This window comes from Pseudomonas sp. RT6P73 (genome assembly GCF_054897715.1).
In genome coordinates, this window is sequence record NZ_JBUBUV010000002.1 from 3,267,952 (window position 1) to 3,294,299 (window position 26,348).

Below are 26,348 nucleotides of genomic sequence, written 5' to 3' on the forward strand. Positions count from 1 at the left end.
CAGAATCAGGAAGGGAACAGCTTGCTCAGGCAGCTGAGTTTTTTCTTATAGGAACGTCGCGCTTCCAGCGCCTCTTCCAGGGTTACCGCGACAAAGCGGGCCTTCTGGTTGGGTTGCATCTGGCCGATCAAATCGAGGTCGGCGCTGATCACTGTACCAATCATCGCGTAGCCGCCACCGGACACCGCATCACGGTGCAGCACGATGGGTTCGAGCCCGGCGGGCACCTGGATCGAGCCGATCGGGTAGCAACTGTCGACGATGTTCGACGGATCGGAACCGGCGCCGAACGGCTGCTCCCGGGGCTGAAAGCTCAGCGCGCTGCCGCCCTTGAAGCGATAGCCGATGCGGTCGGCTTCCGAACCGACCGTCCACGGCTCGGCAAAAAAGCTCTTCGCCGCCGATTCGGTCAAGCGGTGGTAGTACAAACCGGGCACCACCCGCAGGGTGATTTCGCCACCTAATGATTGCCGTAACGCCATGGGCAAACTGGCCCCGGCGCGGCTCTTGCCACTGGCGATGCCCACCTGCAATTCGTCACCTGCAATCAGGCGTCGCCCCTGAAAACCGCCGAGCGCGCCCAGCGCATAGGTGGAGCGACTGCCGAGCACCACTGGCACATCAATGCCGCCGGCCACCGCCACATAAGCGCGGGCACCAGCCTTGGGAAAGTCAAAGCGCAGCACTTGCCCGGCCTTCACGGTGAACGCGGTGTCGTGGTGCATTTCAATGCCATCGACCCGTGGCGTCATGTGCGCGCCGCTGACCGCCACCAATGCATCCTGCTGAAACTCCAACTCAGGCCCCAGCAGCGTGCATTCCAGCGCCGCCAAACCTGCCGGGTTGCCGACCAGTTGATTGGCCGCGCTCAAGGCGTATTGATCAAGCGCGCCGGACGGCGGAATGCCCAAGTGGTAATACCCTTCGCGGCCCAGGTCTTGTACCGAAGTGGCGAGGCCGGGTTTGAGGACCTTGATCATGCCAACACCTCCTGCAACGACTTGGGATAGCCAACGGGATCGGCAAGGAACGCGTCCAGCGAAAACTCCACCGGCCGAATCCGTAGATCAAAGCAACCGGCTTCCACTTCGGCCACCGCGTGGTCGTAGGCTTCACGGTCCATCGGTTTGAACTGCACGATGTCGCCTGGACGGAAAAACACCATGTGCTCTTTGAGGTACGCGAGGTTCTGTTGCGGGTCGTAGATCGGCGCGGGCGTGACGCCAAACATCTGATAACCGCCGGCGCCGCGCACTGAGTAAATGCAACCAAAGCAACCGCCGTGACCAAGGGTCAATTTCGGTGTGTCGGTGCGCGGGCGCAGGTACTTGGGCACCTGCAACTGACGCTCGCGCTCGACCATCTGGAACATGAATGGCAACCCGGCAACGAAGCCGACCATCGAGACAAACCACGGCGCCCCACTGTGGGCCGCGATGAATGCATCGACGTCGGCCAGACCGTTGATTCGTGCGGCGTATTCCAGGTCCGTGGCGCTCGGGTCTTGATGGCGGTCGCGAAAACGCATCAAGGTTTCGTGGGTCCAGGGGTCGTTGTAGAGCACGGGAATCTCGATGATCCGCGTGTGCAACGTGCGCTCGGCGACGGCCCCGGCCTCGGCGATTTTTACCGCTTCGAGCAAGGTGTGAGGGGCGATGCGATCCGGGTCGAAACGAATCTGGAATGACGCGTTAGCCAGGCAGATATCGAGCACGCCATCCAGCGCCAGCCGTTCCACGGCGCGGGTGACGGCCAGGCCTTTGAAGAACGCGTCCAGGGACATGCTGTCGCTGACTTCGGCAAACAAATGCTCATCGGCGCCAAAGCTGTAGCGGATGGGATTACTCATGCTTCACCTCCGCTGCGGCGCTCGGCCAGCCAGGTTTCCAGGGTGCCGGTGTGAAAGTCGGCGCTGTGCAGCCACGGTTGTTCCAGCAATTCACCGTGTAACGCCAAGGTGTTGGCCATGCCGGTGAGCGTGGTGTGCGCCACCGCCATTCGCGCTCGGGCCAGGGCTTCGGCGCGATCCGCACCGTGAACAATCAGTTTGGCCAGCAGCGAGTCATAGTACGGCGGCACGCGGTAGCCTTGATACAGATGCGTATCGACGCGAATGCCCTCGCCATTCGGCCAGATCAGTTCCTCGACCAGGCCTGGACTCGGGAAGAAATCCCGCGCCGGGTCTTCAGCGTTCAGGCGCATCTGCAGGGCGGCGCCGTTGAGTCGGATGTCGCTTTGCTTGAAGCCCAGCGGCTCGCCGCCAGCAATGCGCAACATGGCCTGGACCAGGTCGATGCCCGTGATCAGTTCGCTGACCGGGTGCTCCACCTGAATCCGCGTGTTCATCTCGATAAAGAAGAACTCACCGGTAGCATCGTCATACAGGTATTCCAGGGTGCCGGCGCCCTTGTAGCCCAGGGATTCAGTCAGGCGCACGGCGCTGGCGCACAGCGTTTCCCGTTGCTGCTGGCTGAGGACCGGCGACGGCGCTTCTTCGAAGATTTTCTGCCGGCGCCGTTGCAGCGAACACTCGCGTTCAAACAAATGCACGGCGTGCTGACCGTCGCCCAGCACCTGCACTTCAATATGCCGGGCCCGGCTGATAAACCGCTCCAGATACACCGCGCCGTTGCCAAACGCCGCTTGGGCTTCGCGCTGGGAACGGGGGAATTCTTCGCTCAGTTGCTCGGCGTTTTCCGCCAGCCGAATACCGCGCCCGCCGCCACCAGCTGAAGCTTTGATCAGCAGCGGGAAGCCAACGGATTCGGCAGCCTTGAGCGCCGATTCAACGTCGAACAGTTCACCCGGCGAACCCGGCACCACCGGCACGCCAGCGACTTGCGCCGTGCGCCGCGCCTCGGCTTTATCGCCCATGCGCCGGATCGTCTCCGCGCTCGGGCCGACGAAAATGGCGCCGGCAGCCATCACTGCTTCGGCGAAATCGGCGTTCTCCGACAGAAAGCCGTAACCGGGATGCACTGCGTTGGCGCCAGTGGCTTTCAAGGCGCCGAGCAAGGCCTCAACGTTCAGGTAACTTTTGTCGGCACGGGCCGGGCCGAGAATGTGCACCTCATCGGCCATGCGCGCAGCCTGGGAATCGACGTCCGCCTCGCTGCACGCGGCAACGGTGGGAATGCCCAGTTCCTTGGCAGCGCGGATAATCCGCACGGCGATCTCGCCACGGTTGGCGATCAGCAATTTATGAATGGCGTGGGTCATGATCGCGCCCTCACTCGTCGTCGAGTGTTGCGACGACTTGACCCGGCTCCACCGGATCACCGTCTTCTACCAAAAAGGCACTGAGGCGACCGGCCGTCCCGGCGGTCAGTTCGGAGAACTGCTTCATGACCTCGATAAGACCAATCACCGTGTCGGCGCTGACCTGCGCGCCGACCTCGACGAAGTTCGCCGATTCCGGGGTAGCTTTGCGGTAGAAGGTCCCCGGCAACGGGGTGATTACAGTGTGTTCGGCCATGTCTGTTCCTCTTGGAATAGTTGTAGAAAGGCAGGCAAAAGGTAAATCGGTGGGCATTCCCTGGCGTCTGTGTGCCAGGTGTTTTCGTTCGGTCTCAGCGCGGTGCTCGGACCTCTATGCCCGCGCCATCAAGTGCATGACGCGTGGCTTGGACCAACGCCAGGGCACCCGGCGTGTCGCTGTGCAAACAGATGGAATCGAATTCAATCGCCAGGTCTTCGCCCTCGACGGTGCGCACCACGCCTTGTTGGCAAGCACGCAGCACTCGCTTGGCGACGTGGCCCGGGTCGTAAGCCCGCACGTTTCGGGTGAAGACGATGGAGCCGCTGAGGTCGTATTCGCGGTCGGCGTAGAACTCGCGGATTACCGGTTGGCCGAGTTCCGTGGCAACCCGCCAGATCACCGAATCGGGCATGCAATACAGCAGCAACTCCGGTTCCAGACGTTGGAGGTTCTCCACCAGCAAACGGGCGGCCTCTTCGTCTCGGGCCAGGTGCATGTAGAGCGCGCCGTGGGGTTTGATGTGTTGCAGAGCCACGCCTTGAACCCGGGCGAGTTCACGCAAGGCGCCCAACTGATAGAGCATGTCGTCGACCAGTTCCTGGGCCGGCGCATTGATGTGCCGACGGCCAAAACCAACCAGGTCGCGAAACCCCGGATGCGCGCCGATGGCCACGCCCAGGCGCTTGGCCTGCTCGACGGTGCGACGCATGGTGCTGGGGTCGCCGGCATGAAAACCGGTGGCGATGTTGGCCGAACTGATAAAGCCCATCAGCTCATTGTCGACGCCATCGCCGATGGTCCAGGGGCCAAAGCCTTCGCCCATGTCCGAGTTGAAATCTACTGCCTGCATGACGCTTGCTCCCGACGCTTGTGACTTCATGCAGGCCAAGTTAGATTCCTGTTAACCCCTTGGGAAGATCTATTATCAGATGGGGTATCTTCTGAAAAACAGATAACTCGTCACCCGGAGTGCTCATGTCCCTGACCCTGCGCCAAGTCCGTTATTTCGTCGCCACCGCAGAGATCGGGCAAATCTCTCAAGCCGCGATTCATTTGAATATTTCCCAGTCGGCGGTGACCACGGCGATCAAGGAACTGGAAAGCATCCTCGGCACGCTGTTGTTCCAGCGCTCGGCCCAGGGCATGAGCCTGACCGACGCCGGGCGGCACTTTTTGAATCGGGCCTATGTGATTTTGCGCAGCGTCGATGACGCGTTGAACAGCCCGTTGCCGGACATCCGCGCCAGTGGTGTATTGCGCTTGGCGGCGAGCTACACGGTGATCGGTTACTTCCTCCCGCACCACCTGCAACGGCTTGAACACTGGCATCCGGACGTGGCCATCGAAGTCCACGAACAAGAACGGACGGCCATCGAGCAGGGTCTGCTGGAAGGTCGATTCGACATGGCAGTGGTGCTCACCGCGAACCTCACCCACCCGGACATCGTCTCGGAGATTCTCTTCAACTCCGAGCGCCGGTTATGGCTACCCAGCCGCCATCCCCTGTGCGAGCGTTCGGCAGTCAGCCTCGCCGACGTTGCGAAGGAACCTTACATTCTGCTGACCGTTGACGAAGCCGAACAAAGTGCCATGCGCTACTGGGAACACGCGCGACAGCAGCCAAACGTGCGGGTGCGCACCAGTTCAGTCGAAGCGGTGCGCAGCATGGTCGCCAATGGCAGCGGCGTGGCAATCCTCTCGGACTTGGTGCACCGCCCCTGGTCACTGGAAGGAAAACGCATCGAAACCCTGACAGTCACCGACAAGGTGACGCCGATGAGTGTCGGACTGGCGTGGCATCGCGAGCGCGAATTCAGCCCGGCGATGCAGGCGTTTCGCAACTATTTCCACGATGCATTTCTGGCGCCGCAACAGCTGTCTGCGCGACGCTGAAATCAGTCAGTTCGTGTGAGTAAGCGCTGGCCTTTTCGGATGACTGTTTTTTAATTAAAGCCCGTGACCTCCTCGTCAGGCGCGTCGGTGATCGACGCGCCGCTGCTGCTATGTGCGCTCAGGACTTTACGAAGGCCAAAAGGTCAGCATTCAGCCGCTCCTTATGGGTATCGGTAATGCCATGGGGCGCACCTTCATAGACGATCAGCTTGCTGTTCTTGATCAGTTTCGCCGAGGCACGTCCCGCCGCGTCGATGGGGACAATCTGATCGTCGTCTCCGTGAATGATCAGCGTCGGCACGTCGAACTTCTTCAGATCCTCGGTGAAGTCGGTTTCGGAAAATGCCTTGATGCTGTCATAGGTATTCTTGTGGCCGCCGAGCATCCCTTGCATCCACCACGCGTTGATGACCCCTTGCGACGGCGTCGCGCCGGGACGGTTGTAGCCGAAGAACGGCCCGCTCGGGATATCGATGAACAGCTTCGAGCGGTCGGCAACAAAACCGGCGCGAATGCCGTCGAATACGGAGACGGGCAACCCTCCAGGGTTGGCCTCGGTTTTGACCATCAACGGCGGCACCGCTGAAATCAGTCCGACCTTTTTGACCCGCTGGGTCCCGTGACGCCCGACGTACCTCGCCACCTCGCCGCCGCCCGTGGAGAAACCGAACAGGGTCGCGTCCTTCACATCAAGGTGGTCGAGCAATTGCGCCAGGTCATCCGCGTAGTGGTCCATGTCGTTGCCGTCCCAGGGTTGGCTGGAGCGGCCATGACCGCGCCGGTCGTGGGCAATGCAGCGACAGCCGTTGGAGGCCAGGTGAAACATCTGCGATTCCCAGCTATCGGCGTTCAGTGGCCAGCCATGGCTGAAGACAACAACCGGACCTTTGCCCCAATCCTTGTAATAGATGTCTACGCCTTCTTCGGTGGTGAAGGTACTCATGGTTTTGTGCACTCCCTTGGAGGTTTTCTGTGTGGAAGCGGGCAGACCGACGCCCGTGTACACCGTACCAGCGCCTTCGCGCCCACTCATCAATGCCACGCCGTTCAAGTCGACCACGTTGAGTTGCCAGTCGCGTTGCTGCCGCGTGCGCAAGACATAGCGCCCCTGCACGCCGTACAAAGCCTCTTCGAATTCATCGAATTGCGAGCAGTTGAGCTGCATCGCCGCACCTCACTGGTCCTGAACAGTGAAAGGCAGCCTCCGTGCCAGATCGGTCCCGGTAATCAGCATAGACGACGAAAACGGCGGGCAAATGGCCGACCATGGCCGCCCATCTGCCTCCCCGACGTCCCAAAGCGTATCTCGACGCATCAAAATAATTTGAACCGCTTTTGGACGCGCTCGCCTAATGATCAGCTTGTGGCGAATCGCACAGGCAATTGTGCCAATACCGGCATACTCCGAGAGGTGGTCAACGTGGCTAAAGACGAGAAAAGCAAAGGTGACGCTTCGAAAGCCAGCAAGGAATTGAAAGACAAGAAGTCATCACCGGCAAAGAAATCAGCTGCGGCCTCGGCTCTTTCGAAATCTTCCGACAAGAAAGACAAGAAAAAAGATGCCGAACCAAAGAAATCTGCAAAAAAAGCTGATAGCAAGCCAGAAAAGGCTAAGAAATCAGAGAAGGCAGAAAAGCCGGCGAAAAAGAAAAAGTGACATCTGTTATCTGCTAGGGCTTTACGCCCTAGCTTCCTCAGGCTGTGTTGCCTTCGATAGTTATCAATAGCCGTAAGATTTCAGGCTTGGTTGGGGTCTACAGCTTGATAGCACATCCTTTCTACGACTCACGACCGCTTCAGCCAGAAACAGCCGCTCGAAAGCCGCTTGCGAAAATCAAGTCGGAGCTTCGGATGATATGTTTGTGCTTTGATCATGAGCCAATACATAACCTTGCACTGTCAGCGTGGCCGTCAGGTACCGTAATGCTCGACGGAAGACCGGATGACAGTCGGCAAACGGCAAATCATCGAGCGGAGCCCAAAAAAAACTGAAGGTATGGCCATGGTCATCGAGCGCGTGATGGGTCCATTGCGCCGGCAAAGGTGCCTCCGTGAAACACAGCTGAAATGACCATATCTGGTCGAGATGCCCGGCGTTCCAGCACCCCATATCGCTGACAACCGAGGCGGCTTCTATGCCTGATTCTTCCCTTAATTCACGCAGAGCGGTCTGAGCTGGAGTTTCACCTTTCTCGATTGTCCCTTTGACCAGTTGTACGCCTGCTATTGGATGGCGGAACAGAAGGATGTGTGCGCCAGGAATACTGGAGAGGATGACGGGGCAAGCCTTGTTCGGTGACATGGCGATTTCCTTATCGGCAATGAAGCACACATCTTACGACCTTATCCTTTGCGCAAGCGGCCAGATATTCAGATGTCCGCTTTGGGTCGATATCAGCCCCTGAAGATCGGTAGCGTCCAGACGTTGAAAGCGAGCGCTTACACGTTTAACGTCGCTGTTTAACGACACTCCGCGTTACTTCCCAAAGGCTACAAATCCTTGCGCCGTTGCCTACGGTTCCGCCAGAATCCGCTGGCTTGTGCGCTTTGCCCCCTCGCCTCTATTGTTTCCTTGCCACTGCACATCAGTGGTCGGGTTTAGTAGCCCGGATTAAGTGACAACGGTTGCACAAGTTCCATTCAGTCAGGTATCCGCCTGCACTCCATGGTGGCTGTGCGCTTGGCGCCCTCGGGCGCGCCGGTTTTTTGTTGCTTATCCGGTCTACTAACTCGCGCACAGCTGCCACCCTCTCGTTTAGTAGCGAGATGGTTGCGGCCTCACTAAGAGAGAAAGCAACCTATGTTCAAGATTACTCCCAACCCACCGGACACAGATCCGGCCTCCCCCTACGAAACCCTAGATTCAAAAAAACTGCACGAAGCCGCCGAGCGCGCTCAATTTCTACCTCAATCCGGCGGCGCTCATGAAAACACCACGCAAACCCAGCACCATTTACATGATTGCCCCGGATGTCGATGACGAAACTTTGCTGGTGCAAGCGTGTGAGTCCATGGCGTCGGCCAGTGTCATGGCCAGCGACATTGCAGGGCTGATGGAGGGCTCCCACCGCAACACCTTGCTGGCGCTTCAGCAGGTCATCATGCTCGGGGAACTGGCGGTGAATCGAATGCTCGACAACCACGTTCCACCCGCTTAATCACGGAAGGCCGTGAGGCGAAGGTATTGCGCCTTCGCTTCACTCCCGATCAAGCCACCGGCTGATGACTGGTCACACAGTGAATCCCCCCGCCTCCCGCCGCAATGGCGTCGATATTCAACTGCACCACCTCTCGGTCCGGGTACAGCTGCGACAACAATTCAAACGCTTTCGCATCCGCTGAACGATCACCAAACTCAGGCGCAATGACCGCGCCATTCACCAGAAAGTAATTGATATAACCCGCAGCAAAGTCCGGGTTGTCGCGGTTGAACTGGCTCTTGCGTGGATTGAGCGGCGGCGACAGGGTATGCACTTGCAGCTTTCGGCCGTCGGCATCGGTGGCGTTTTTGAGGATCTCCAGATGCGCCAATGTCACTTTCCGGTCGTATGAATCGGGGTCGTTGTCGAGGTTGGCGACTACAACGCCGGGCTTGACGAAACGCGCGTAAAAATCGACATGAGCATCGGTGATGTCCTTGCCTTTGATGCCCGGCAGCCAGATGATTTTGCGTAAACCCAAACGCTCTTTCAGTTCCTGCTCGACCTCAGCCTTGGTCCAGTCGGGGTTGCGGTTGCGATTGATCCAGCTGCTTTCGGTCATGATTCCTGTACCGTGGCCATCCACTTCGATGCCACCGCCCTCGCCCACCAGTTCGCTGCGCAGGTAACGGGCATCCGCAGTGTCGGCCACCAAAGCGGCCAGTTGCGCATCCTTGTCATGCTGCTGCTTGTTGCCCCAGCCGTTGAAGTTGAAATCCACCGCGCCGAGCCCGCCTTCGCCGTCGATGACGAAATTGGCGCCGATGTCGCGCATCCAGATGTCGTCGAGTTCAGTGGTGACGTAGGTGATGTTGGTGGTGCCGCACTGTTGTTCGGCCAGGCTCCGTTCACGCTGACGGCAGAACACGGTGACCGGTTCATGGCGGGCGATGGTGCGGGCGATCAGGCCAATGGCCGTTTGCACATGGGGCGTGAAATCCTCCCAGATAACTTTCTGTGCGCCGAACGCGATGAAGGCCCGCTCGTGTCGGTCGCCCTCATCCGGCATGCGCCAGCGACCTTGGGTCGCCGCGTGCACTGGCGTAAGGCTGAAACCGATGGAGGCAGCGGCGCCGAGACCGGCAATGACCGACACTTGTTTGATGAAATCCCGACGCGTCCGCATGTGTGGATCCTTGTGTGAAGCACTCATTTTGCGGTGGCCGTCTTGAACTTGGTCCAGGTGCGCATCCGCGCGCGCATGTCGGATTGTGGAATGTCCTTGCCCGGAATCAGCCGCGCATAGGTGGCGTCATCGAGGTAGATGTCCGGGTTGTTGCGCATCGTCGCATCGACGTCCGGCCGGGCCTTGGCGTTGGAGGTGGGGTAACCGGTGAAGTTGCTGATGGCGGCCATGTTCTGCGGGCGCATGACGAAATTGATGAACGCGTAGGCGTACTCCGGGTGTTTGGCGTCCACTGGAATCGCCATGGTGTCCATCCACACCGTGGTGCCTTCGCGGGGAACGCGGTACTCGAACCTGGTGTGCTTGCCGGCGCTGTCCGACGTCCGTTGCGCCTGGGTCATGTCGCCGCTGTAGCCGAGAGACAGGCACAGGTTGCCGTTCACCAGATCGGTCACCGGTTGCGACTGGAACTTGCGAATGTACGGTCGCAGTTTCATCAGCAACTCACTCGCTGCGGCCAGGTCTTCAGGCTTGGCACTGCGTGGCTCGCGGCCCAGGTAATTGAGCACCACCGCCAGCACTTCGTCCGGCGAGTCGATCATCGAGATGCCGCAGTCGGCAAATTTCGCAGCCAGTTCCGGTTTGAACAGCATGTCGAGGCTGTTGACCGGGGCGTCCGGTGAACGCTGTTTGATCTGCTGATCATTGTAGGTCACGCCGATGGTGCCCCACGTGCAGGGGACGGTGGCCTTGCTCGACGTTTCATACCGCCTGCGCAGCTTCTGCAAGCCGGGTTCGATGTCATCCACAGCGGTGAGTTTTGAGCGGTCCAGCGGCAGCAGGCTGCCGGCGCGCATCAAGCGTTCGGCGACGGTGTCGCCGGGGAAAATCAGGTCATAACCGCTGTTGCCTGCGAGCATCTTGGCTTCCAGCGTTTCGCTGCCATCCATGACGTCGTAGATCACCTTGATCCCGGTTTCGGCAGTGAATTTGGCCAACGTGTCTTCGGCGAAGTAATCGGCCCAGTTGTAGAGCCTCAGGGTTTTCTCTTCGGCATGCAGCGACGACGAAGCGATTGCCAATCCCAAGGCGCCGAGCAACAGCTTGTGGGGAATGCTCATGTCAGACTCCTTGAGTGTTCCAGCGTGCATGAAGGTGCCGACCGTCCTGACTCAACAACGCCCCGTACATGTCCGGGCGACGGTCGCGGTAGATGCCCCAGCTCAGGCGCTCTTCGCGGATGGCTGCGAGGTCCAGGCTGTGGACCAGCACGCCGCTGGTGTCGCGGTCGGCCTCGGCGAGCAACTTGCCCTTGTGGTTGCAGATAAACGACGAGCCGTAAAAGCTCATCTGCAAGTCCGGATCGGTGGTCGCCACTTCCCGGCCGACGCGATTGGCCGCTATCACCGGCAAGATGTTGGCGGCGGCATGGCCACGCATGGTCATCTGCCAGTGGTCACGGGAGTCCAGCGTTGCGCAGCCCGGTTCAGAGCCGATGGCGGTGGGAAACAACAAGACTTCGGCGCCCATCAATGCCAGGCAACGAGCCGTTTCAGGGAACCACTGATCCCAGCAGATCCCCACGCCGATGCGCCCGAACGCCGTGTCCCAGACACGAAAACCGGTGTCGCCGGGGCTGAAGTATTCCTTCTCCTGGTAACCGATGGCGTTGGGGATGTGGGTCTTGCGATACACCCCCAGCAAGCGCCCGTCGGCATCGGCCACGCTCAGGGAGTTGAAGTAAGCATTGCCGGCCTTTTCGAACCAGCTCAGCGGCAGCACCACGCCCAACTCTTTAGCCAATGCAGCAAAGCGCTTGAGCACATGGCTGTCCCGATACTCTTCGGCCAACTCCAAATGCTTATGGCTTTGTTCGATGCAGAAATACGGCGTGGAACAGCTCCTGCAACAGAATGACCTGGGCGCCCTTCGCCGCCGCCTCACGGACCCATTGCTCGGCCTGATCGAGGTTGTGCGGCAAGTCCCAGGTGCAAGGCATCTGGGTGGTGGCAATCGTCAACAGGGTCATGGCATCACTCCTGCACTGGCCAGGCCGGCTGCTGCTGGGTGATGCAATGCACCCCGCCACCGCCATGGGCCAAGTGATTGATCCGCACCGGCACCACCTCGCGCCCCGGGAACGCCTGAGCCAATACTTCGGCCGCTGCGTTGTCGGCGTCGATGCCATAGGCCGGCATGATGATCGCGTTGTTGGCGATGTAGAAATTGGTGTACGAGGCACAGAACACTTCGGCTTCGGTGTCCACGGCGTCGGTGGCTTCATAGAGCTCGATCAGCTCGAACTTGCGCCCTTGGGCATCGGTGGCCAGTTCCAGCACGCGACGGTTTTCCCGTGCAACCTCGGCGTACACAGAGTTCTTGTCGTGGGTGGCGTCCACCAGCAACACGCCAGGGCGAGCGAATGCACACACGCCATCGACGTGGCCATCGGTCATGTCGCCCGTCACGTAGTCCGGATCGCCCGGCAGCCAGATGGTTTTTTTCACGCCCAGCAGACGCGTGAAAATCTCCTCGATTTCGGCCTTGGTCATGCCCGGGTTGCGATTGAGGTTGAGTAACACCGACTCGGTGGTGATCAGCGTGCCCTCGCCGTCGACATGAATCGCGCCGCCTTCGTTACTCAGTGGGGTGCCGAAACACGGCACGCCGAGGCGATTGAGTGCGCGGCGCGCCAGGCTTTCGTCGAGATTATGCAGCGACTTGCCACCCCAGGCATTGAAGCGCCAGCTCACCCCGCCCAGGCCGTATTGCGGATGACAGACGAAGGTCGGGCCGGAGTCCCGGCACCAACTGTCGTTGACCGACAACGGGATCAGTTCGATGTTGGGCCCACACAGCGCTTTGGCACTCGCGACAGCTGACGGGTCGACCACCATTTTCACCGGTTCGAACCGGGCAATGGCGTTGGCCACCCGGGCGAAATCCTCTTGCACCAGCGGCAAGGTGACGCCCCAACCCGACTCCCAGAGCGCCTGATTGTGCGGCCAGACCATCCAGGTCGCGGCGTGCTTGACCCACTCTGCCGGCATCCACCAGCCACTGTTTTGAAAATCGTTCTGCTGCATGATAAAAAGCCCTTTAGTTAAGCCATTGTGTTCAATGAAAACTGCCTTGGCGGTCTATGCATGCATGCTACGGCCGTAAAAACGGGCTAACAAACGACGAATTTTGTAGAAAAGTGATTAGAGGAACTTATCGATATGCTTAAGCACTGGCCTCCGCTCAGCACCCTTCGCGGCTTTGAAGCGGCCGCCCGCCTGGGCAGTTTTCACAAGGCTGCCGATGAGTTGCACCTGACCCAGTCGGCCATCAGCCAACAGATCCGCACGCTTGAGGCGTACCTTGAGCAGCCGTTGTTTTTTCGCAGTGGGCGCAGCGTCAGCCTGACCGATGCCGGGCATGATTTGCTCAGCACGACCCAGGCGTTATTGCAGCAACTGGCGGTCGGCATCCGTCGCCTCGGGCAATACCAGAAGCCCAACCAACTGGTGCTGAACACCACGCCGACATTCGCCCGGCACTGGCTGCTGCCACGCCTGGGAGATTTTCGCCGGCAGCATCCGGAGGTCGATCTGTGGATTTTCAGCACCGATGAAGTCCCGGACATGGCCACCCAGACCATCGACCTCGCGGTGCGCGATGACATCAGCTCCCAGGCCGAGTGCAGCTTCAAGGTGCTGCACGCCGACCGCCTCTATCCGGCCTGTCACCCGGACCTGTTGGCAGTGCCCGTCGAGCAGCGCACCACCCTGCACGGCGAGCGGGAAATGGATTGGAATCATTGGGCCGTGGAGGCTGGCATCGATGTCGGCCAGAAGGATCAGGGGTTGAATTTCTCCGATCCCGGCCTGCTGCTGGACGCGGCCTGCGCGGGCCTCGGCATTGCGCTGGTCAGCCAATTGCTGAGTCGGCCGGCGCGGGACCGCGGACTGTTGCAACCCTTGGTGGAGGACACTATTCGCGGTCCGAACTGGGCTTTGCTGACCCACCGTGACAGCGAGAACAATCCATTGGCGCGAAGCTTTGTCGAATGGTTGCTCAATAACCTGGACGCAGCCAGCCAGACGACGTCAACGCTTGCGACATGAATCGGTGCGAGACAATTGGCCAGTACCCGCAGCCAGTAGTTGGCGAAGTTCACTACCCACAATAAAACACTCCACCCTCTACTCATGCGCGACAGAGCTTTTGCAAGAAACCTTATTAGTTCAAAAAGATTATTCAGTGTATGGTGGCATTATTCAGGCGTCATTTAAGTGACTGACATCCAGATGATCACGATATTAATACCGCCCATCGCGACTGCTGTAACCATTCAATAATTCAAAGACACTGACGAACGGACAAATTACAATAAATCCAATATAAAACAACAGCTTAAGATGCGAACAACAATCAAGTAATACACTGGGGAAAAAGTACAAAACCAGAAAAAGACAGACCACATTTATAAAAGTTTCAAACTTATTTATTAAATAAAAAATCTCATATAACGCTTTAAAACATCTCTCTTCGATGCTAATAATCCGGCCGCTTCCGGGTTTAACAGGCGATCCACCCTCTCACACGAAGTGAACATCAGCGCCCACGCTGATCCCCCGGCATTAATCAAATCCAAATAACACCCACTTGCTCAAGTCTCAATAAAACTTGGGCCTGTAGTGTGCTGCGCACTAAAACTGCGCAAGGAAGACATCATCGCTCGCCAGCATTCAAGGATTAAGATCCTTTCGATTTTCGGTACCCGTCCAGAAGCCATCAAGATGGCGCCTCTGGTCAAAGCCCTCGCTGCGGAACCTGGCATTCATTCGCAGATATGCATCACCGGCCAACATCAAAGCATGCTCAAACAGGTGCTGGATCTGTTCGACCTCAAGGCCGATTACACCCTTGATGTGATGACGCCGCACCAAACGCTGAACTCGCTGACGGCGGCGCTTTACGGGGCAATTGACCCGGTGCTGGAAATGACCTGCCCGGACCGGGTGCTGGTGCATGGCGACACCACCTCGGCCATGGTCGCCGCGATGGCGGCGTTCCATCGCCGCATCCCTGTCGGCCATGTGGAAGCCGGGCTGCGAACCGGTGATATCTACAGCCCGTGGCCAGAAGAAATGAACCGTCGCTGCATCGACCTCGGTGCGGACATGCTGTTTGCGCCGACCCACGAGTCGCGCCAGAACCTGCTCGACGAACGCCTGCAAGGGCGCACCTTCGTGACCGGCAATACGGTGATCGATGCGTTGCAGATGACCGCACGGCGCATTGAGCAGGACGCTGACCTGCGTGCAAGCCTGGACCGGCAGTTCTCGTTCCTGCAGGCCGGTCGCAAGGTCCTTTTGGTGACCGGGCATCGTCGGGAAAATTTCGGCGAAGGCTTTCTGGACATCTGCAAGGCCTTGAGCGAACTGGCTCGGCGCACGGATATCCAGATCGTCTACCCGGTGCACTTGAACCCCAATGTCATGGGCCCGGTCACCGAGCAATTGGGCGGCCTGCCCAACGTGCACCTGATCCAGCCGCTGGATTACCTGGCCTTCGTGCGCCTGATGCAACGCGCCCATGTGATCCTCACCGATTCCGGTGGCGTGCAGGAAGAAGCGCCGTCCCTGGGCAAACCGGTGCTGGTCATGCGTGATGTGACCGAACGCCCGGAAGCGGTTGCGGCGGGCACTGTGCGCCTGGTTGGCACCTCGCCGGGATCGATCATCGCTGGCGTCAACGCGCTGTTCGATGACGACCTGCTGTGGCGTCGTTGCTCCCAGGCGGCCAACCCTTACGGCGACGGCAAGGCCAGTGCGCGCATCGTCGATGCCCTGATGGGCCGCCCAGTGGATGATTTCATCGTGACCGGTCAGCCCTTGCCCAAGTTTCTGCACTACCCGTCAGCGCTGCCTGTGCCCGAGAAAAACTACCCGGCTTTTACCTCTCGATAAACCAGACCGCTCCTCTCCTTATCAGCTCGAGATCTACCTGAATGAAGTCTTCCGTAGCCATCCAAACGGGTGCGCTCAGCGCCCTTGCCTGTGGCGTGAGCCTGCTCGCGCTCATGCCGACCTTCGCCTTGGCCGCGGACAGCCCGCTCACCCAGGCGATCAACCGACTCAACGCCGACACCCGACAAGAGCGTGAGGTGCGCTTGAGCGATCTGGGGATCGACGCACCGATCATCCTCGGCTCCACCGATGCCCGCCGCGAACTGTATCTGCCGGTGCCGGCGGGCGTGCCGCTGACGGATGCGACATTGAATTTCGACGCCAGTTACCTCAATGGCGAAGGTGGCCGCAACACGTTGCTGCTGTCGCTGGACGGTTATCCGGTGCGCGCCCAAGGGCTCAGCGAAGCCCAAGGCGACGCCAGCGCCACGCTGGGCGTGGACAAGAAAGCGCGGGACAATGGCTCGGTTCGCCTGGGCATTGCCTGGTCATCGATCGTGTCCCGTGTGCTGTGCGAAGACGAACGCGCCATCGGCAATGTCCTGCGTATCGAACCGGACACCCGCCTCACTTACAGCTACGACGCCAGCCAGTTGCGGGACGTCGGTGCTGCTTGGACGGCATTGCCTGGCAAACCGAGGATCATGGTCGCACCGGGTACCTTGGCGGCCGAAAGCTACGATTCGGCGTGGCGTCTGGGTGTAGCACTGGAGCGGATTGGCAAGCACAGCCAGATCCTGCCCTTCCCCGCCATTCAAGACAGCGTCGACCTGAACGGCCTGCGCATCCCGGCCGAACTGCAAGGGATTCCCGCGTTCGCCAGCCTCAACGGCCAAGGTCCGCATACCCTGGCGAACCCGGCGGAGATCGGCGCATTGCTGATGTTGGGCCAGACGCCGAATGTCCAGGCGGACTTGGCGGTCAACGACCCGCAGCTGCTCAAGGCGGTCAATGAATCCCTCGATGCGCTGCAAAGCCAGATTCAAAGCCTCGACGCCACGGCAGCCAACGCCTTCACGCAATGGCGTGAACGCCATATCAATGCAGGCCTTGCCGCCGAAGGCACAGACAATGTGCGCCTGGCCTTGGTGGGCACGCGCCCGGTGCTGATGATCGCGCCGCATGCCACCGGCAAGGCGCTGGCCTTGTTCAGTACCGCCTGGAACACATTGGCACGCAGTCGCCAACTGACGGTCAGCGAAGCCCAGTTGCCCTTGAGCACCGACGGCCGTGTGGCCCTGTCGCGCCTGGGCGGCAACCCCGGCGCTATCGACGTGCTGGCCAAATCCGACTGGAGCACTTCATTCCCTCTGGGCAGCGTGGCGTACGACGGTCGCTTGCCGGTGAAGGCTGTGGTTGATGTGTCTGCCGCACCCGGCGCTTCGGACACCGCGCCAGTGGCCTCGCTGTTTCTCAATGATTACCTGATTGGTGCGCAGCAGCTCGTGGCCAACGGTGAAAAGCAACGCATCGAAGCGCGCATCCCGCGTTATGCCGTGGGTGCGACCAACGTGTTGCGCGTGTCTTTCCAGCGCCAGCCAGTGAGTGATCGTTGCCTGGAAACGCCACAAGCCTTCCCGGTGTCGGTGCTGCCGACCAGCCACATCGTGCTGGAAAAAACCGCGCTGGGTGATGACTTCTCCGGCATGGCCGCGCGCTTTGCCGTGGACACGCAACTCCTGGTGCCACGGGCCTACCTCGAGCATCCGGCGAGCAGCCTGCCGCAGGTGATTTCGGTCGCCGATGCCGCCGGTGTCTCGCCGCTGCGGGCGCAATTGAAGGTCGTCACAGACCCGAATGCCTCGGTCACGCTGGACAAGGCTTTCCTCGCCTTCGAGCTGCCGATCAAGGACAGCAAGGAGTCGGTGCAGGTCGATGAGCAGGGTCGCCTGCGCATCAATCACAAGGATCAGGTGTTGCTTGACGTGCATCCGCTCAACCACCTGGCCACGTTGCAAGTGGTGGATGCCGGCGGCCAGCACGGCCTGGTCTATCGCGCCCTGGGCAGTGACGCACCACGCTTCGCCAAACAGATTCTGCTGACTCGCGGTGACGTGGCCATCCTCGGTGACAACGGTGCCCTGACCACCTTCGACACCCAGGACCCAAACGGCAGCCAATTGATCGACAACGAAGAACCCAAGGGCCTGGACGCCTGGCGTACGCCGTCGCTGTTGTGGCTGATTCCGGGTGGCATCCTGTTGGTTCTCATCCTGTTGCTGGCTGGCCGTAACGCCCGTCGCAATCGCCAGTAACGGAACCTTCCGATGACGTCGCTTTATTGGCCCTATTGGCTGGCCCACTACTACAGCTTTCTGGAGATCTCGACCATCGTGGTCGCGATACTGATCCTGATCTCCAGCCTGGACGATCTGTTCATTGACCTGTGGTACTGGTCTCGCCGCCTGTTTCGCAAGTTCACCGCGGATCGAAAATACCGGCCGCTGACCGCCGAGCAGCTGATGGCCAGGGATGAGCAGCCGCTGGCAATCATGGTCCCGGCCTGGCTGGAATACGACGTCATCGCGCCGATGATCGAAAACATGGTGTCGACCCTGGATTACCAGAACTACGTGGTCTTCGTCGGCACCTACATCAATGACCAGCGCACCATCGATGAAGTCGAACGCATGCGTCGGCGCTACAAGCAGCTGCATCGCGTGGAAGTCCCGCATGCCGGGCCGACCTGCAAGGCCGACTGTCTGAACTGGGTCATCCAGGCGATCTTCCTGCACGAGAAAACCCACGGCATGACCTTCGCCGGCGTCGTATTGCACGACAGCGAAGACGTGCTGCACCCGATGGAATTGCGCCTGTTCAACTACTTGCTGCCCCGCAAGGACATGATCCAGTTGCCCGTGGTGTCGCTGGAGCGCAACTGGTACGAATGGGTGGCCGGCACCTACATGGACGAATTCGCCGAATGGCATGGCAAGGATCTGGTGGTGCGTGAAAGCATGACCGACACGGTACCGTCTGCCGGGGTCGGCACCTGTTTCTCCCACCGTGCCCTGCGCGTGCTGGCCGGGGAAACCCAGAACCAGCCCTTCAACACCGACAGCCTCACCGAGGACTACGACGTCGGTGCGCGTTTGGCGAAGGTTGGCATGAACGCGATCTTCGTGCGTTTCCCGGTGCAGTTTCGCGTGCTGCGTAAATCCTGGTTTCGCAAGCCTTACGAATCGACCCTGCGGATGCCGTTGTGCGTACGTGAATTCTTTCCCGACACCTTCCGCACGGCGTTTCGCCAGAAAGCCCGCTGGACACTGGGCATTGGCCTGCAAGGCTGGGAGCAAATGGGCTGGAACGGTTCGCTGGCCAACCGCTATCTGCTGTTTCGTGACCGCAAAGGCGTGGTCACGGCGTTCGTCAGCATCATCGCCTACGTGATTCTGGTGCAGCTGCTGGGCCTGATCGTCCTGCGCCAGAGCGGTTTGTGGGACGTGAGTTTCCCGACGCCGTTCGAAACCAATGGCTTCATCAAATACTTGTTGCTGGCCAACGGTATTGCGCTGGCGTGGCGCATTGCGCACCGCTGCTATTTCACCACCGTGCTGTACGGCTGGCAGCATGGTTTGCTGTCCATCCCGCGCATGGTCGTGGGCAACTTCGTCAACTTCATGGCCGCGTCACGGGCGTGGCGTATGTTCCTGGTCGGCAAGGTCATGAACCGCAAACTGGTGTGGGACAAGACCATGCACGACTTCCCATCCACCGACCTGGTTGCTGCCGCGCCGCGCAAGCTGGGCAGCGTGTTGCTGTCCTGGCAGGCGATCAACGAAACCGACCTGCAAAGTGCCCTCGCCGAACAGAAAACCCGGCACATGCCATTAGGGCGGATCTTGCTCAGCAACGGCTGGCTGGACGATGAGACGCTGGCTGAAGCTATCGCTTTCCAGAACGACCTGCCGCGAGTGTTCGATGTGGCCCACAAGGCGCAGGCGTCGACCCTCAACCTGGGCGATGAATTCGCGCTGCGCTGGCGCGTGGTGCCGGTTGGCTTGAATGCCGACGGCCGAGCACAACTTGCCGTCGCCAGCCCGTTGCCGGCCGAAGGCTTGCAACAAGTCAGCGAGGTTCTGGGCAGCGAACCGGTGCAGCTGATTGCCCGGGAAAGCGAAATCGTCGCGCAGTTGCGTCTACTGAACGTGCGCGATGGCCAAGCGGTGCCGGACGCCCGCGCACCACTGCTGGGTGATCTGTTGATTGAAATGGGCCTGCTGGATCGCGACGTGTTCAACCGCACCATGTTGCAGTACCGCCCGCAGCGTCACGGGCGCATCGGCGACTATCTGGTCGACAGCGGCGTGCTGCCCCGCGCCACCATCGAAAAGGCCGTGGCACGCCAGCACAGCCACTACCCTGCGGAGCTTCCGGCATGAATCGCCCCTTGCTGACCCTCATGGCCACGGGGCTGAGCCTGATACCGACGCTGGCTCATGCCGAAACACTGCCATTGCCGTTGACCGGCCCGGCCTATGTCACCGCCAACGAGGCGTACAGTGCCTACGAGCGCAAAGACTACGACCTGGCCATCGCCAAGGCTCGCGAAGCGTTGCGTCAGCGCGCCGACATTACCCGATTGAACACGCTGATCGTGCTGGCTCAGCGTGACAAGGACCTGCGTGATCATCCCAAGCGCTACGCGCCGTCACGTCACGCCCCAGGCTTCGGCGCCGCGGCCCAGGCCTTCAAGGCCTATGATCGCGATGACTTCGGCGCTTCGGCCCTTTCGGCACGTAAAGCCATCGCTCAGGCGCCCAAGCGCATGGATTATCGACTGCTGCTGATCGAGTCGTTACAACGCCAACAGCATTTGCAGGAAGCAGATCAGGCCACCACCTTGGCATTGGCCGTGTTCCCGGACGACGATACGTTGCTGATGCGTCGCGAAGCGATTCGTCGCCAACTGGCTGCACCGTTGGCGGTCGAGGGTTATCGCGCCCTGGAGCAAGGCCAACTGCCGTTAGCCGTGGATCAGGCCAGGAAAGCGGTCGCCTGGGCGCCGGAAATCGGCGCCAATCAGCAACTGCTGATCAGCGCCCTGCTCGCTTCCAAGGATTACCGAGGGGCCGAGCTGGCCGCGTCCGGTGCATTGGCCCAGGACGATGGGGAAATCGCACCGTGGATTCTGCGCAGCTATGCCCTTGATCGTCAGGGCAAAACAGCGGCAGCCCAGGCTGATCTGAAGCACGCCTTGGCCATCGATGGCCTGCTGGAAACGGAAACCCGCGACATTCGTTTCTTCGCTGCCGACGCCGCGCTGGCCCATGGCGAGCCTGGGCAGGCGCTCGATCAGCTGCAACCATTGGCCGACGACGAAGGCGGCGAAGTGGCCCGCCGACGTACCGCCGCCCGAATGGCGCTGCGACAGAAAAACAATGGCCTGAACGCTATCGCCCAGTTCCCGGCTCCGGCGTTGAACTGTCAGGAAACGGCCTTCGGCCTGGTCTGTGATATCTGGCCGGGCAACCAGCGCGACGGCGGAACCGACAAGGCCGGCCAAGCCTACGCGGCCCTCGCCAGCAAGGACCCCGCCTCGGCGGTCGTCCTGGCGAACGAAGCCATTGCCCGTGCGCCGCAGAATCCGGCGTACCGACGATTGTTAGTCAGCGCCCTGAGTGATCAGAAACGTGTGCCAGAAGCCATCGCGGCGGCCAGCGAAGGTCTGAAAATCACTGGCGATGACGCGCGATTGCTGGCCCAGCGTGGTCGCCTTCGCCAGCAAGCGGGTGACGATGCCGGGGCGCGCAAGGACTTTACTCAAGCCCTGGCACTTGGCAGCTTGCCCGCTTACGAAGAGGCCAGTCTGTATGCCGCCATCGGCCAGCGCCGCACCGCGCGCGAACGGCTGCAACAAGCGCGGGACACCGGCGAACTGGAATCGATGAGCGACCTGCAAATCGCTTACTTGTCGGTCCAGTCCGGCGACGATGACGGTGCCCACGCATCGTTCCGCAAGGCCGATGCCGACACCGGACTCACGCCGACAGCCACGCAGGATGCAGCCTATAACGCGATGCGGGTCAACGACGACGAGCAAGCCGTCAGCTACTTCAAGCGCGTCATCGACGCAAACAACGCCGGTGAACTGGACATGCCTGCGCAGCAACTGTTCGACACCCGTCGCGCGGTGGCCGATGTGTCGCGCACCTGGGGCTTGACCAACACCACCAGTTATCGCGGCAACAGTTCCAGCAGTGGTTTGAGCTCAGCCCCGAGCAGCGGCAGTAACAGCAATGACAGCCTGCAAAACAGCACCGAACTGTCGTGGCGCCCTTTGGGTTATCGCAACGCACGATTTGTCGAACTCTACGGACGCGTCACCGACACGCTGTGGAGCAAGAACAGCGATTCGGATACCGGTTTCGATGCGCTGCAAGGCGCCGTGGGTGTACGGGTCAAACCGTTCACATCGCTGAACGTGATGGCCGCCGTCGAGCGCACGTTCCCCTTGGGATCGTCGGACGTCGACGGTGACTGGCTGCTGCGTTTGGGCTACGGCGCAAGCGTCGGGACCGATCTGCGGGTCGACGCCTCCAGCTGGTGGACCTCGCAGTTGTTCGCTGAAGCCGGTCATTACGTCAACGACTCGCGCGACTATTTCAACAGCGAATGGCAAGTCGGCCGCAGCTACGCAATCGGTGGCGCAGGCTCGCGCTGGGTGACGTTCCCCCATGTGGTGGCCGCGTTCGATTACGACTCGAAGATGAACAGCGGGACCGACTCCGACGGCAAGTCGGACTCATCGTCCGGCAAGGCTGGAGGCATCGGTGTCGGTAACAACGTCCGGTACTGGTTCCGCGAGGATGCATACAACGCGCCCCGCTCCTATGTCGACTTCTCCCTGCAGTACCGCGTCAAGGTACTGGGCGATGATCGCGCTCAAGGTGTCTTCGGTCGCCTGACTTATTCCTATTGAGGATTTGCATGAACATTCGATTCTGTTTGTGGCTGGGACTTGGCCTGAGCCCGATGTGGGCAAATGCCGCCCCTGAAATTGCCCAGCTGTACGCGCAAAAACTGCCCGAGGGTTCGGCCTGGGTGCGGGTGGTCAATCCCTCCGACACCGCCATGCAGGTCCAGGTCGGTCAAGGCGCGAGTTTCGCCCTTTCCGCCCAAGCCACGGTGGCCAGTCCGTTCCAGGTCGTGGACTCGCGACAGCCGCTACAGCTGACCGTCAACGGTCGCGAGATCAAGGGCCTGAGTGCGCCGAAAAGTGCGTGGGTCACGCTGATTCTCGACAGCGACCCGGCACGAGCGCCACGCCTGGTCATCGACCCACCGCTGCGCGGCAAAGACCTGCGCGCCGAACTCAACGTCTACAACCTGGCCAACGGTTGCGAAAAGGCCGGAGTCAAACTGGCGAACAGTGCCCCGGTATTCAATCAGGTGCCGTTCAACGGACAAGCCCAGCGCACGATCAACCCGGTGCAGGCGACGCTGGTTGCCAGTTGCGAGCAGAACATCAGCCTGCCGTTCAAGCTGGCGCCCTTCAAGGCCGGCGATCGTTATAGCCTGTTCCTGGTGGGCTCCCGGCAAGCTCCACGCCTGATTGGCCTTGTCGACCAGACCGCGCCATGACCCTTCAATTGAAATCTCGCTTGCCGGTGCCTGCCATGATCGCCGGCTTGCTATTGAGCCTGTCCGGCACCCACGCTCAAGCGGCCTCGGCGGTGATTACCGGCGAAGGTGGCTGGCTATTCCCGGCCTGGGAAAGCCTGAACAAGGTCGACAGCACAGGGGCGACCCGCAACATTGCGCTGGTCAAGAAACTCCAGCAGCACCTTGCACGGGAACACATCGGATTGGTCGTGTTGGTGGTGCCAATGAAAGCGCCTTTTTATGCCGCACGCCTCCCCGCCGATCAGCCCTTGAGTCCGGCCGTGATGCAGCGTTACGACCACTTGCAAAGCGAACTGACGCAGGCAGGCCTGACCACGCTGAACATCAAGCCTGTCCTGCAACGGACCGAACACGGCAAACAGACCGCGTTTTACCGCGCCGACTACCACTGGACGGCCTGGAGCGCGGAAAACACCGCCGACGCCACAGCGCAACTGATCACCGAGCGTTACCGTCTGCAAGGCGAACCCGGCGGTGGCGCGGCGCTGGGCCGGTGGTTCGACCGACGCGCGTTCGGTGATCTGGCGAGCAATTTCCTGCCGGCGATCAAGCGCAAGGCGATTGGTCGCGACATCTACACCGTTCGCCATCAGGCAGAGAACGACTTGCTGATCGATGACGCACCGGCACCGGTTCAGGTGATCGGCAACAGTTTTGTCCAGCCTTACCTGGGTTTTACCCAGAAGCTTTCCAATGCCCTGGACCGTCCTGTCGCACTGACCTGGAACCCCGGCGACGTCGGCCCGTGGGCTACGCTGCTGCAATACCTGGAGTCGGCGGATTTTGCCCAACACAAACCGCAAGTGATCGTCTGGCAATTCAATGAGGGTCAATTCCACCTCGGCCCTGATGCGGCAGCCAACTGGAACGCCAAAGGCGTCACCTCGCTGAGCCAATGGCATCAGCGCATCAACAAGGCACTTCCGTGAATATTCTTGGCTACACCGCCAGTCGCGCGACCGTTGCGGGTCTGTTGTTTGCCGTCATCCTCGGGACCGGGACCGGCACGCTCTACATGACGAACAAAAAGGCCTCGGCCCCGGACATCGTCGGCATCGTCTGGCAGCCGGACAACAAGACCGTGGGCATCAACGGCCACTGGGAAAAACTCGGCGCTCGTGAGCTGCTGGTGCAATGGACCGTCGTCGACGATCAGGCATTCATGCCCGGTACCGGCCTGCCCAGCGTACCGGTCCTGCCCGATTGGGCACGCATCGCCAAGGCCCCCTGGGCGCAAGACGTCATCCTCGGACTGGCCGGCTATTTCAGTGAGAACCGTTCACGGGACAACATCGAGCAACTGGCCGCTGTCTCGGAACGCATCGCCAAATTGCCGACACCCTTGCACGTCACCGGCTGGTATTTCCCCGCCGAAGTCGACCCCAGCTGGACCCGCGCCAAAGAACTGCCCGCCCTGCTGGCCAAGTTACCGCGACCGCTATGGATCAGCGTGTATGACGGCGCCAATATCGGCCCCGTCGCTACGGCCGAATGGCTCAAACAGTGGCTGCCAAATGACATTGGCGTGTTCTTCCAGGATGGCGTCGGGGTCTACGCCCGCACCGCACCGGTCGCCAGAACCTACGCCGACGCCTTGCGCCAGCGTCTGGGCAAGGACCGGGTGCGAATCATCGTCGAGGCCTTCCGTCCCAACTTCGGTGGCGGATTCCGCTCCGCAACCGCCGCCGAGCTGAAACCGCAATTAGCGGCCTATGAGGGTTATCCGCTCTACCTGTTCGACGGACCGCACTACGTGACGCCTGAGCTGGTGGAGCAACTGGCGCGATAACGGCGATCACTAGGCCTCAGGTCGGGTTAACCCTTAACAGCCGCTTCGATCGCCGCGACGTCGATTTTTCCCATTGTCATCATGGCGTCGAACGCGCGCTTGGCCGCCGCTTGATCAGGATTGTTGATGGCGTCCGTCAGCACGCGTGGCGTGATCTGCCACGACAGTCCCCATTTGTCCTGGCACCAGCCGCAGACGTTTTCCACGCCGCCGTTTCCGATAATCGCGCTCCACAAGCGGTCCGTTTCGGCCTGGTCGTCGGTCGCCACCTGGAACGAGAAAGCCTGGTTGTGCTTGACCCCCGATCCTCCGTTCAGGCCGAGACAAGGAATGCCCATCACCCTGAACTCGACCGTCAACACATCGCCCTGCTTGCCCGCCGGATAGTCACCAGGCGCGCGAAGGATGGTTCCCACCGCGCTGTCGGGAAACGTCTTGGCGTAGAACGTCGCGGCGTCCAGCGCAGCGCCGTCATACCAGAGACAAATCGTGTTTTTGCTGACCATTCTTGTTCTCCAGCATTGGGGAATGAATGAATCATTCTAGCTGAGGGACCAGCCTGACCACGTCGCCTCGTCGCACACCACCCGCTTGGGCACAGCCGTTCTTTTGTGCCTCCCTTTACAAGCTGACTGGGCCTTTAGAAGATCTAGTACCATAAGGCCAGTATTGAATATTGGCCGGGCCCTGAAATTTCAGAGGGGCCCGCAGGTAACGGGGAGCGGTTGATGTTCGGCAATGACAAGTTTGGCGGGTGCGCGCTGCTGGCTGGAGCGGTGGCACTCAGCGGTTGTACGTCATTCTTTCAGGGTAAGCAGTATCTATTTCCCCGACCGGATGAACCTTCTGCAACGGTTCGACTTAAATATGAACGTGGCACCAGCCTGGATGCGATGACCTTCAACGAATCGGGTTGTTACGCCGGTTTCACACCATTGACCTACACCAACGATTTTTTCGAAGCGCCGGTAGCCGTGGACAAAGAGCTGGTGTTGACGTACCGGCACGTAGTCGGGGGCACTATGTGCCAAATCCCTTTTTCCTTCACGCCTCAAGAGGGAGCCACATACACGTTGAAGTCGGGCTCCTGGAGTGAATCCAAACCGGGAATCCTGCCCATCTTCACGAACAATCAGTATCACTGCGGAATTGGGGTAATCAAAAAAATCGGAGTTCAAGAGAGCGTTGAGCCCATTCAACAGCTGCGTATCAAGACGCGTTTTGCGTGCCTCACGTTTGTCAAATAGAAGCAAAAGACCACCGGCCCGGAGGGAGAATG

General features: G+C 60.2%; 22 protein-coding genes and 2 pseudogenes. 12 read left to right on the forward strand and 12 right to left on the reverse strand.

Annotated features, from left to right (window positions below):
- Positions 1 to 5: 5 nt before the first annotated feature.
- The 5 genes from ACYZT6_RS15540 to ACYZT6_RS15560 form a co-directional block, all read right to left on the reverse strand.
- Positions 6 to 980: a 5-oxoprolinase subunit C family protein gene (locus ACYZT6_RS15540; protein WP_462027667.1), complete on the reverse strand. Its 975-nt coding sequence runs from the start codon at positions 978 to 980 to the stop codon at positions 6 to 8.
- Positions 977 to 1,849 (reverse strand): 5-oxoprolinase subunit B family protein, encoded by an 873-nt coding sequence (locus ACYZT6_RS15545; RefSeq protein WP_462027668.1) that lies wholly within the window; start codon positions 1,847 to 1,849, stop codon positions 977 to 979. Before ACYZT6_RS15545 ends, ACYZT6_RS15540 begins: the two co-directional genes overlap by 4 nt.
- Positions 1,846 to 3,219: an acetyl-CoA carboxylase biotin carboxylase subunit gene (locus ACYZT6_RS15550; RefSeq protein ID WP_462027669.1), complete on the reverse strand. Its 1,374-nt coding sequence runs from the start codon at positions 3,217 to 3,219 to the stop codon at positions 1,846 to 1,848. Before ACYZT6_RS15550 ends, ACYZT6_RS15545 begins: the two co-directional genes overlap by 4 nt.
- A 10-nt stretch (positions 3,220 to 3,229) precedes the next feature.
- Entirely contained in the window at positions 3,230 to 3,475 is a 246-nt protein-coding gene (locus ACYZT6_RS15555; protein WP_095079351.1) for an acetyl-CoA carboxylase, read from the reverse strand.
- Positions 3,476 to 3,569: 94 nt separating this feature from the next.
- On the reverse strand, positions 3,570 to 4,328 hold the full coding sequence (locus tag ACYZT6_RS15560) for a 5-oxoprolinase subunit PxpA (RefSeq protein WP_462027670.1): 759 nt from the start codon (positions 4,326 to 4,328) through the stop codon (positions 3,570 to 3,572).
- Positions 4,329 to 4,453: 125 nt separating this feature from the next.
- Here ACYZT6_RS15560 and ACYZT6_RS15565 point away from each other — a divergent pair, with 125 nt between their 5' ends.
- Positions 4,454 to 5,371 carry a LysR family transcriptional regulator gene (locus tag ACYZT6_RS15565; protein WP_054598044.1) on the forward strand — a complete coding sequence of 306 codons (918 nt, stop codon included), beginning with the start codon at positions 4,454 to 4,456 and terminating at the stop codon, positions 5,369 to 5,371.
- Positions 5,372 to 5,489: 118 nt separating this feature from the next.
- Here ACYZT6_RS15565 and ACYZT6_RS15570 read toward each other — a convergent pair whose 3' ends face one another.
- Positions 5,490 to 6,314, reverse strand: coding sequence for an alpha/beta fold hydrolase (locus ACYZT6_RS15570; protein ID WP_462029961.1), 825 nt, complete (start codon positions 6,312 to 6,314; stop codon positions 5,490 to 5,492).
- 477 nt (positions 6,315 to 6,791) lie between these two features.
- Between ACYZT6_RS15570 and ACYZT6_RS15575 the strand changes: the two genes are divergently transcribed.
- Positions 6,792 to 7,028 carry a hypothetical protein gene (locus tag ACYZT6_RS15575; protein ID WP_462027671.1) on the forward strand — a complete coding sequence of 79 codons (237 nt, stop codon included), beginning with the start codon at positions 6,792 to 6,794 and terminating at the stop codon, positions 7,026 to 7,028.
- Positions 7,029 to 7,205: 177 nt separating this feature from the next.
- On the opposite strand, the gene ACYZT6_RS15580 is transcribed toward ACYZT6_RS15575, so the two are convergent.
- Positions 7,206 to 7,673 (reverse strand): NUDIX hydrolase, encoded by a 468-nt coding sequence (locus ACYZT6_RS15580; protein ID WP_462027672.1) that lies wholly within the window; start codon positions 7,671 to 7,673, stop codon positions 7,206 to 7,208.
- Between the two features lie 498 nt (positions 7,674 to 8,171).
- On the opposite strand from ACYZT6_RS15580, the pseudogene ACYZT6_RS15585 reads away from it, so the two are divergent.
- Positions 8,172 to 8,529: pseudogene (locus ACYZT6_RS15585) on the forward strand (DUF6124 family protein).
- Between the two features lie 49 nt (positions 8,530 to 8,578).
- Here ACYZT6_RS15585 and ACYZT6_RS15590 read toward each other — a convergent pair.
- The 4 genes and pseudogenes from ACYZT6_RS15590 to ACYZT6_RS15605 form a co-directional block, all read right to left on the reverse strand.
- Positions 8,579 to 9,697, reverse strand: a complete 1,119-nt coding sequence (locus ACYZT6_RS15590) for an agmatine deiminase family protein (RefSeq protein ID WP_462027673.1) — start codon at positions 9,695 to 9,697, stop codon at positions 8,579 to 8,581.
- Positions 9,698 to 9,720: 23 nt separating this feature from the next.
- Positions 9,721 to 10,818 carry an extracellular solute-binding protein gene (locus ACYZT6_RS15595; protein WP_462027674.1) on the reverse strand — a complete coding sequence of 366 codons (1,098 nt, stop codon included), beginning with the start codon at positions 10,816 to 10,818 and terminating at the stop codon, positions 9,721 to 9,723.
- Position 10,819: 1 nt separating this feature from the next.
- Positions 10,820 to 11,726 (reverse strand): annotated as a pseudogene (gene aguB / locus ACYZT6_RS15600) (N-carbamoylputrescine amidase).
- A gap of 4 nt (positions 11,727 to 11,730) precedes the next feature.
- Positions 11,731 to 12,783: an agmatine deiminase family protein gene (locus tag ACYZT6_RS15605; RefSeq protein WP_462027675.1), complete on the reverse strand. Its 1,053-nt coding sequence runs from the start codon at positions 12,781 to 12,783 to the stop codon at positions 11,731 to 11,733.
- A 135-nt stretch (positions 12,784 to 12,918) separates the two neighbouring features.
- On the opposite strand from ACYZT6_RS15605, the gene ACYZT6_RS15610 reads away from it, so the two are divergent.
- From ACYZT6_RS15610 to ACYZT6_RS15645, 8 genes are all read left to right on the forward strand, one after another.
- On the forward strand, positions 12,919 to 13,806 hold the full coding sequence (locus ACYZT6_RS15610; protein ID WP_462027676.1) for a LysR substrate-binding domain-containing protein: 888 nt from the start codon (positions 12,919 to 12,921) through the stop codon (positions 13,804 to 13,806).
- A 609-nt stretch (positions 13,807 to 14,415) separates the two neighbouring features.
- Complete coding sequence (gene wecB / locus ACYZT6_RS15615) at positions 14,416 to 15,654, forward strand: non-hydrolyzing UDP-N-acetylglucosamine 2-epimerase (RefSeq protein ID WP_462029962.1); 1,239 nt, start codon at positions 14,416 to 14,418, stop codon at positions 15,652 to 15,654.
- A gap of 41 nt (positions 15,655 to 15,695) precedes the next feature.
- Positions 15,696 to 17,909 (forward strand): hypothetical protein, encoded by a 2,214-nt coding sequence (locus tag ACYZT6_RS15620; protein WP_462027677.1) that lies wholly within the window; start codon positions 15,696 to 15,698, stop codon positions 17,907 to 17,909.
- A gap of 12 nt (positions 17,910 to 17,921) precedes the next feature.
- Complete coding sequence (locus ACYZT6_RS15625) at positions 17,922 to 20,036, forward strand: glycosyl transferase family protein (RefSeq protein WP_462027678.1); 2,115 nt, start codon at positions 17,922 to 17,924, stop codon at positions 20,034 to 20,036.
- Positions 20,033 to 22,576: an NfrA family protein gene (locus tag ACYZT6_RS15630; protein ID WP_462027679.1), complete on the forward strand. Its 2,544-nt coding sequence runs from the start codon at positions 20,033 to 20,035 to the stop codon at positions 22,574 to 22,576. The genes ACYZT6_RS15625 and ACYZT6_RS15630 overlap by 4 nt, the downstream gene beginning before the upstream one ends.
- Before the next feature lie 8 nt (positions 22,577 to 22,584).
- Positions 22,585 to 23,238: an alginate O-acetyltransferase AlgF gene (locus ACYZT6_RS15635; protein WP_462027680.1), complete on the forward strand. Its 654-nt coding sequence runs from the start codon at positions 22,585 to 22,587 to the stop codon at positions 23,236 to 23,238.
- The gene (locus ACYZT6_RS15640; RefSeq protein WP_462027681.1) at positions 23,235 to 24,209 is read left to right on the forward strand and encodes an alginate O-acetyltransferase AlgX-related protein; all 975 of its coding nucleotides are present in this window, start codon (positions 23,235 to 23,237) and stop codon (positions 24,207 to 24,209) included. The genes ACYZT6_RS15635 and ACYZT6_RS15640 overlap by 4 nt, the downstream gene beginning before the upstream one ends.
- Positions 24,176 to 25,069 (forward strand): alpha-amylase family protein, encoded by an 894-nt coding sequence (locus tag ACYZT6_RS15645; RefSeq protein WP_462027682.1) that lies wholly within the window; start codon positions 24,176 to 24,178, stop codon positions 25,067 to 25,069. Before ACYZT6_RS15640 ends, ACYZT6_RS15645 begins: the two co-directional genes overlap by 34 nt.
- 26 nt (positions 25,070 to 25,095) lie before the next feature.
- Here ACYZT6_RS15645 and ACYZT6_RS15650 read toward each other — a convergent pair whose 3' ends face one another.
- On the reverse strand, positions 25,096 to 25,575 hold the full coding sequence (locus ACYZT6_RS15650) for a VOC family protein (RefSeq protein WP_462027683.1): 480 nt from the start codon (positions 25,573 to 25,575) through the stop codon (positions 25,096 to 25,098).
- Between the two features lie 222 nt (positions 25,576 to 25,797).
- Here ACYZT6_RS15650 and ACYZT6_RS15655 point away from each other — a divergent pair, with 222 nt between their 5' ends.
- Positions 25,798 to 26,316 carry a hypothetical protein gene (locus tag ACYZT6_RS15655; protein ID WP_462027684.1) on the forward strand — a complete coding sequence of 173 codons (519 nt, stop codon included), beginning with the start codon at positions 25,798 to 25,800 and terminating at the stop codon, positions 26,314 to 26,316.
- Positions 26,317 to 26,348: the final 32 nt, after the last annotated feature.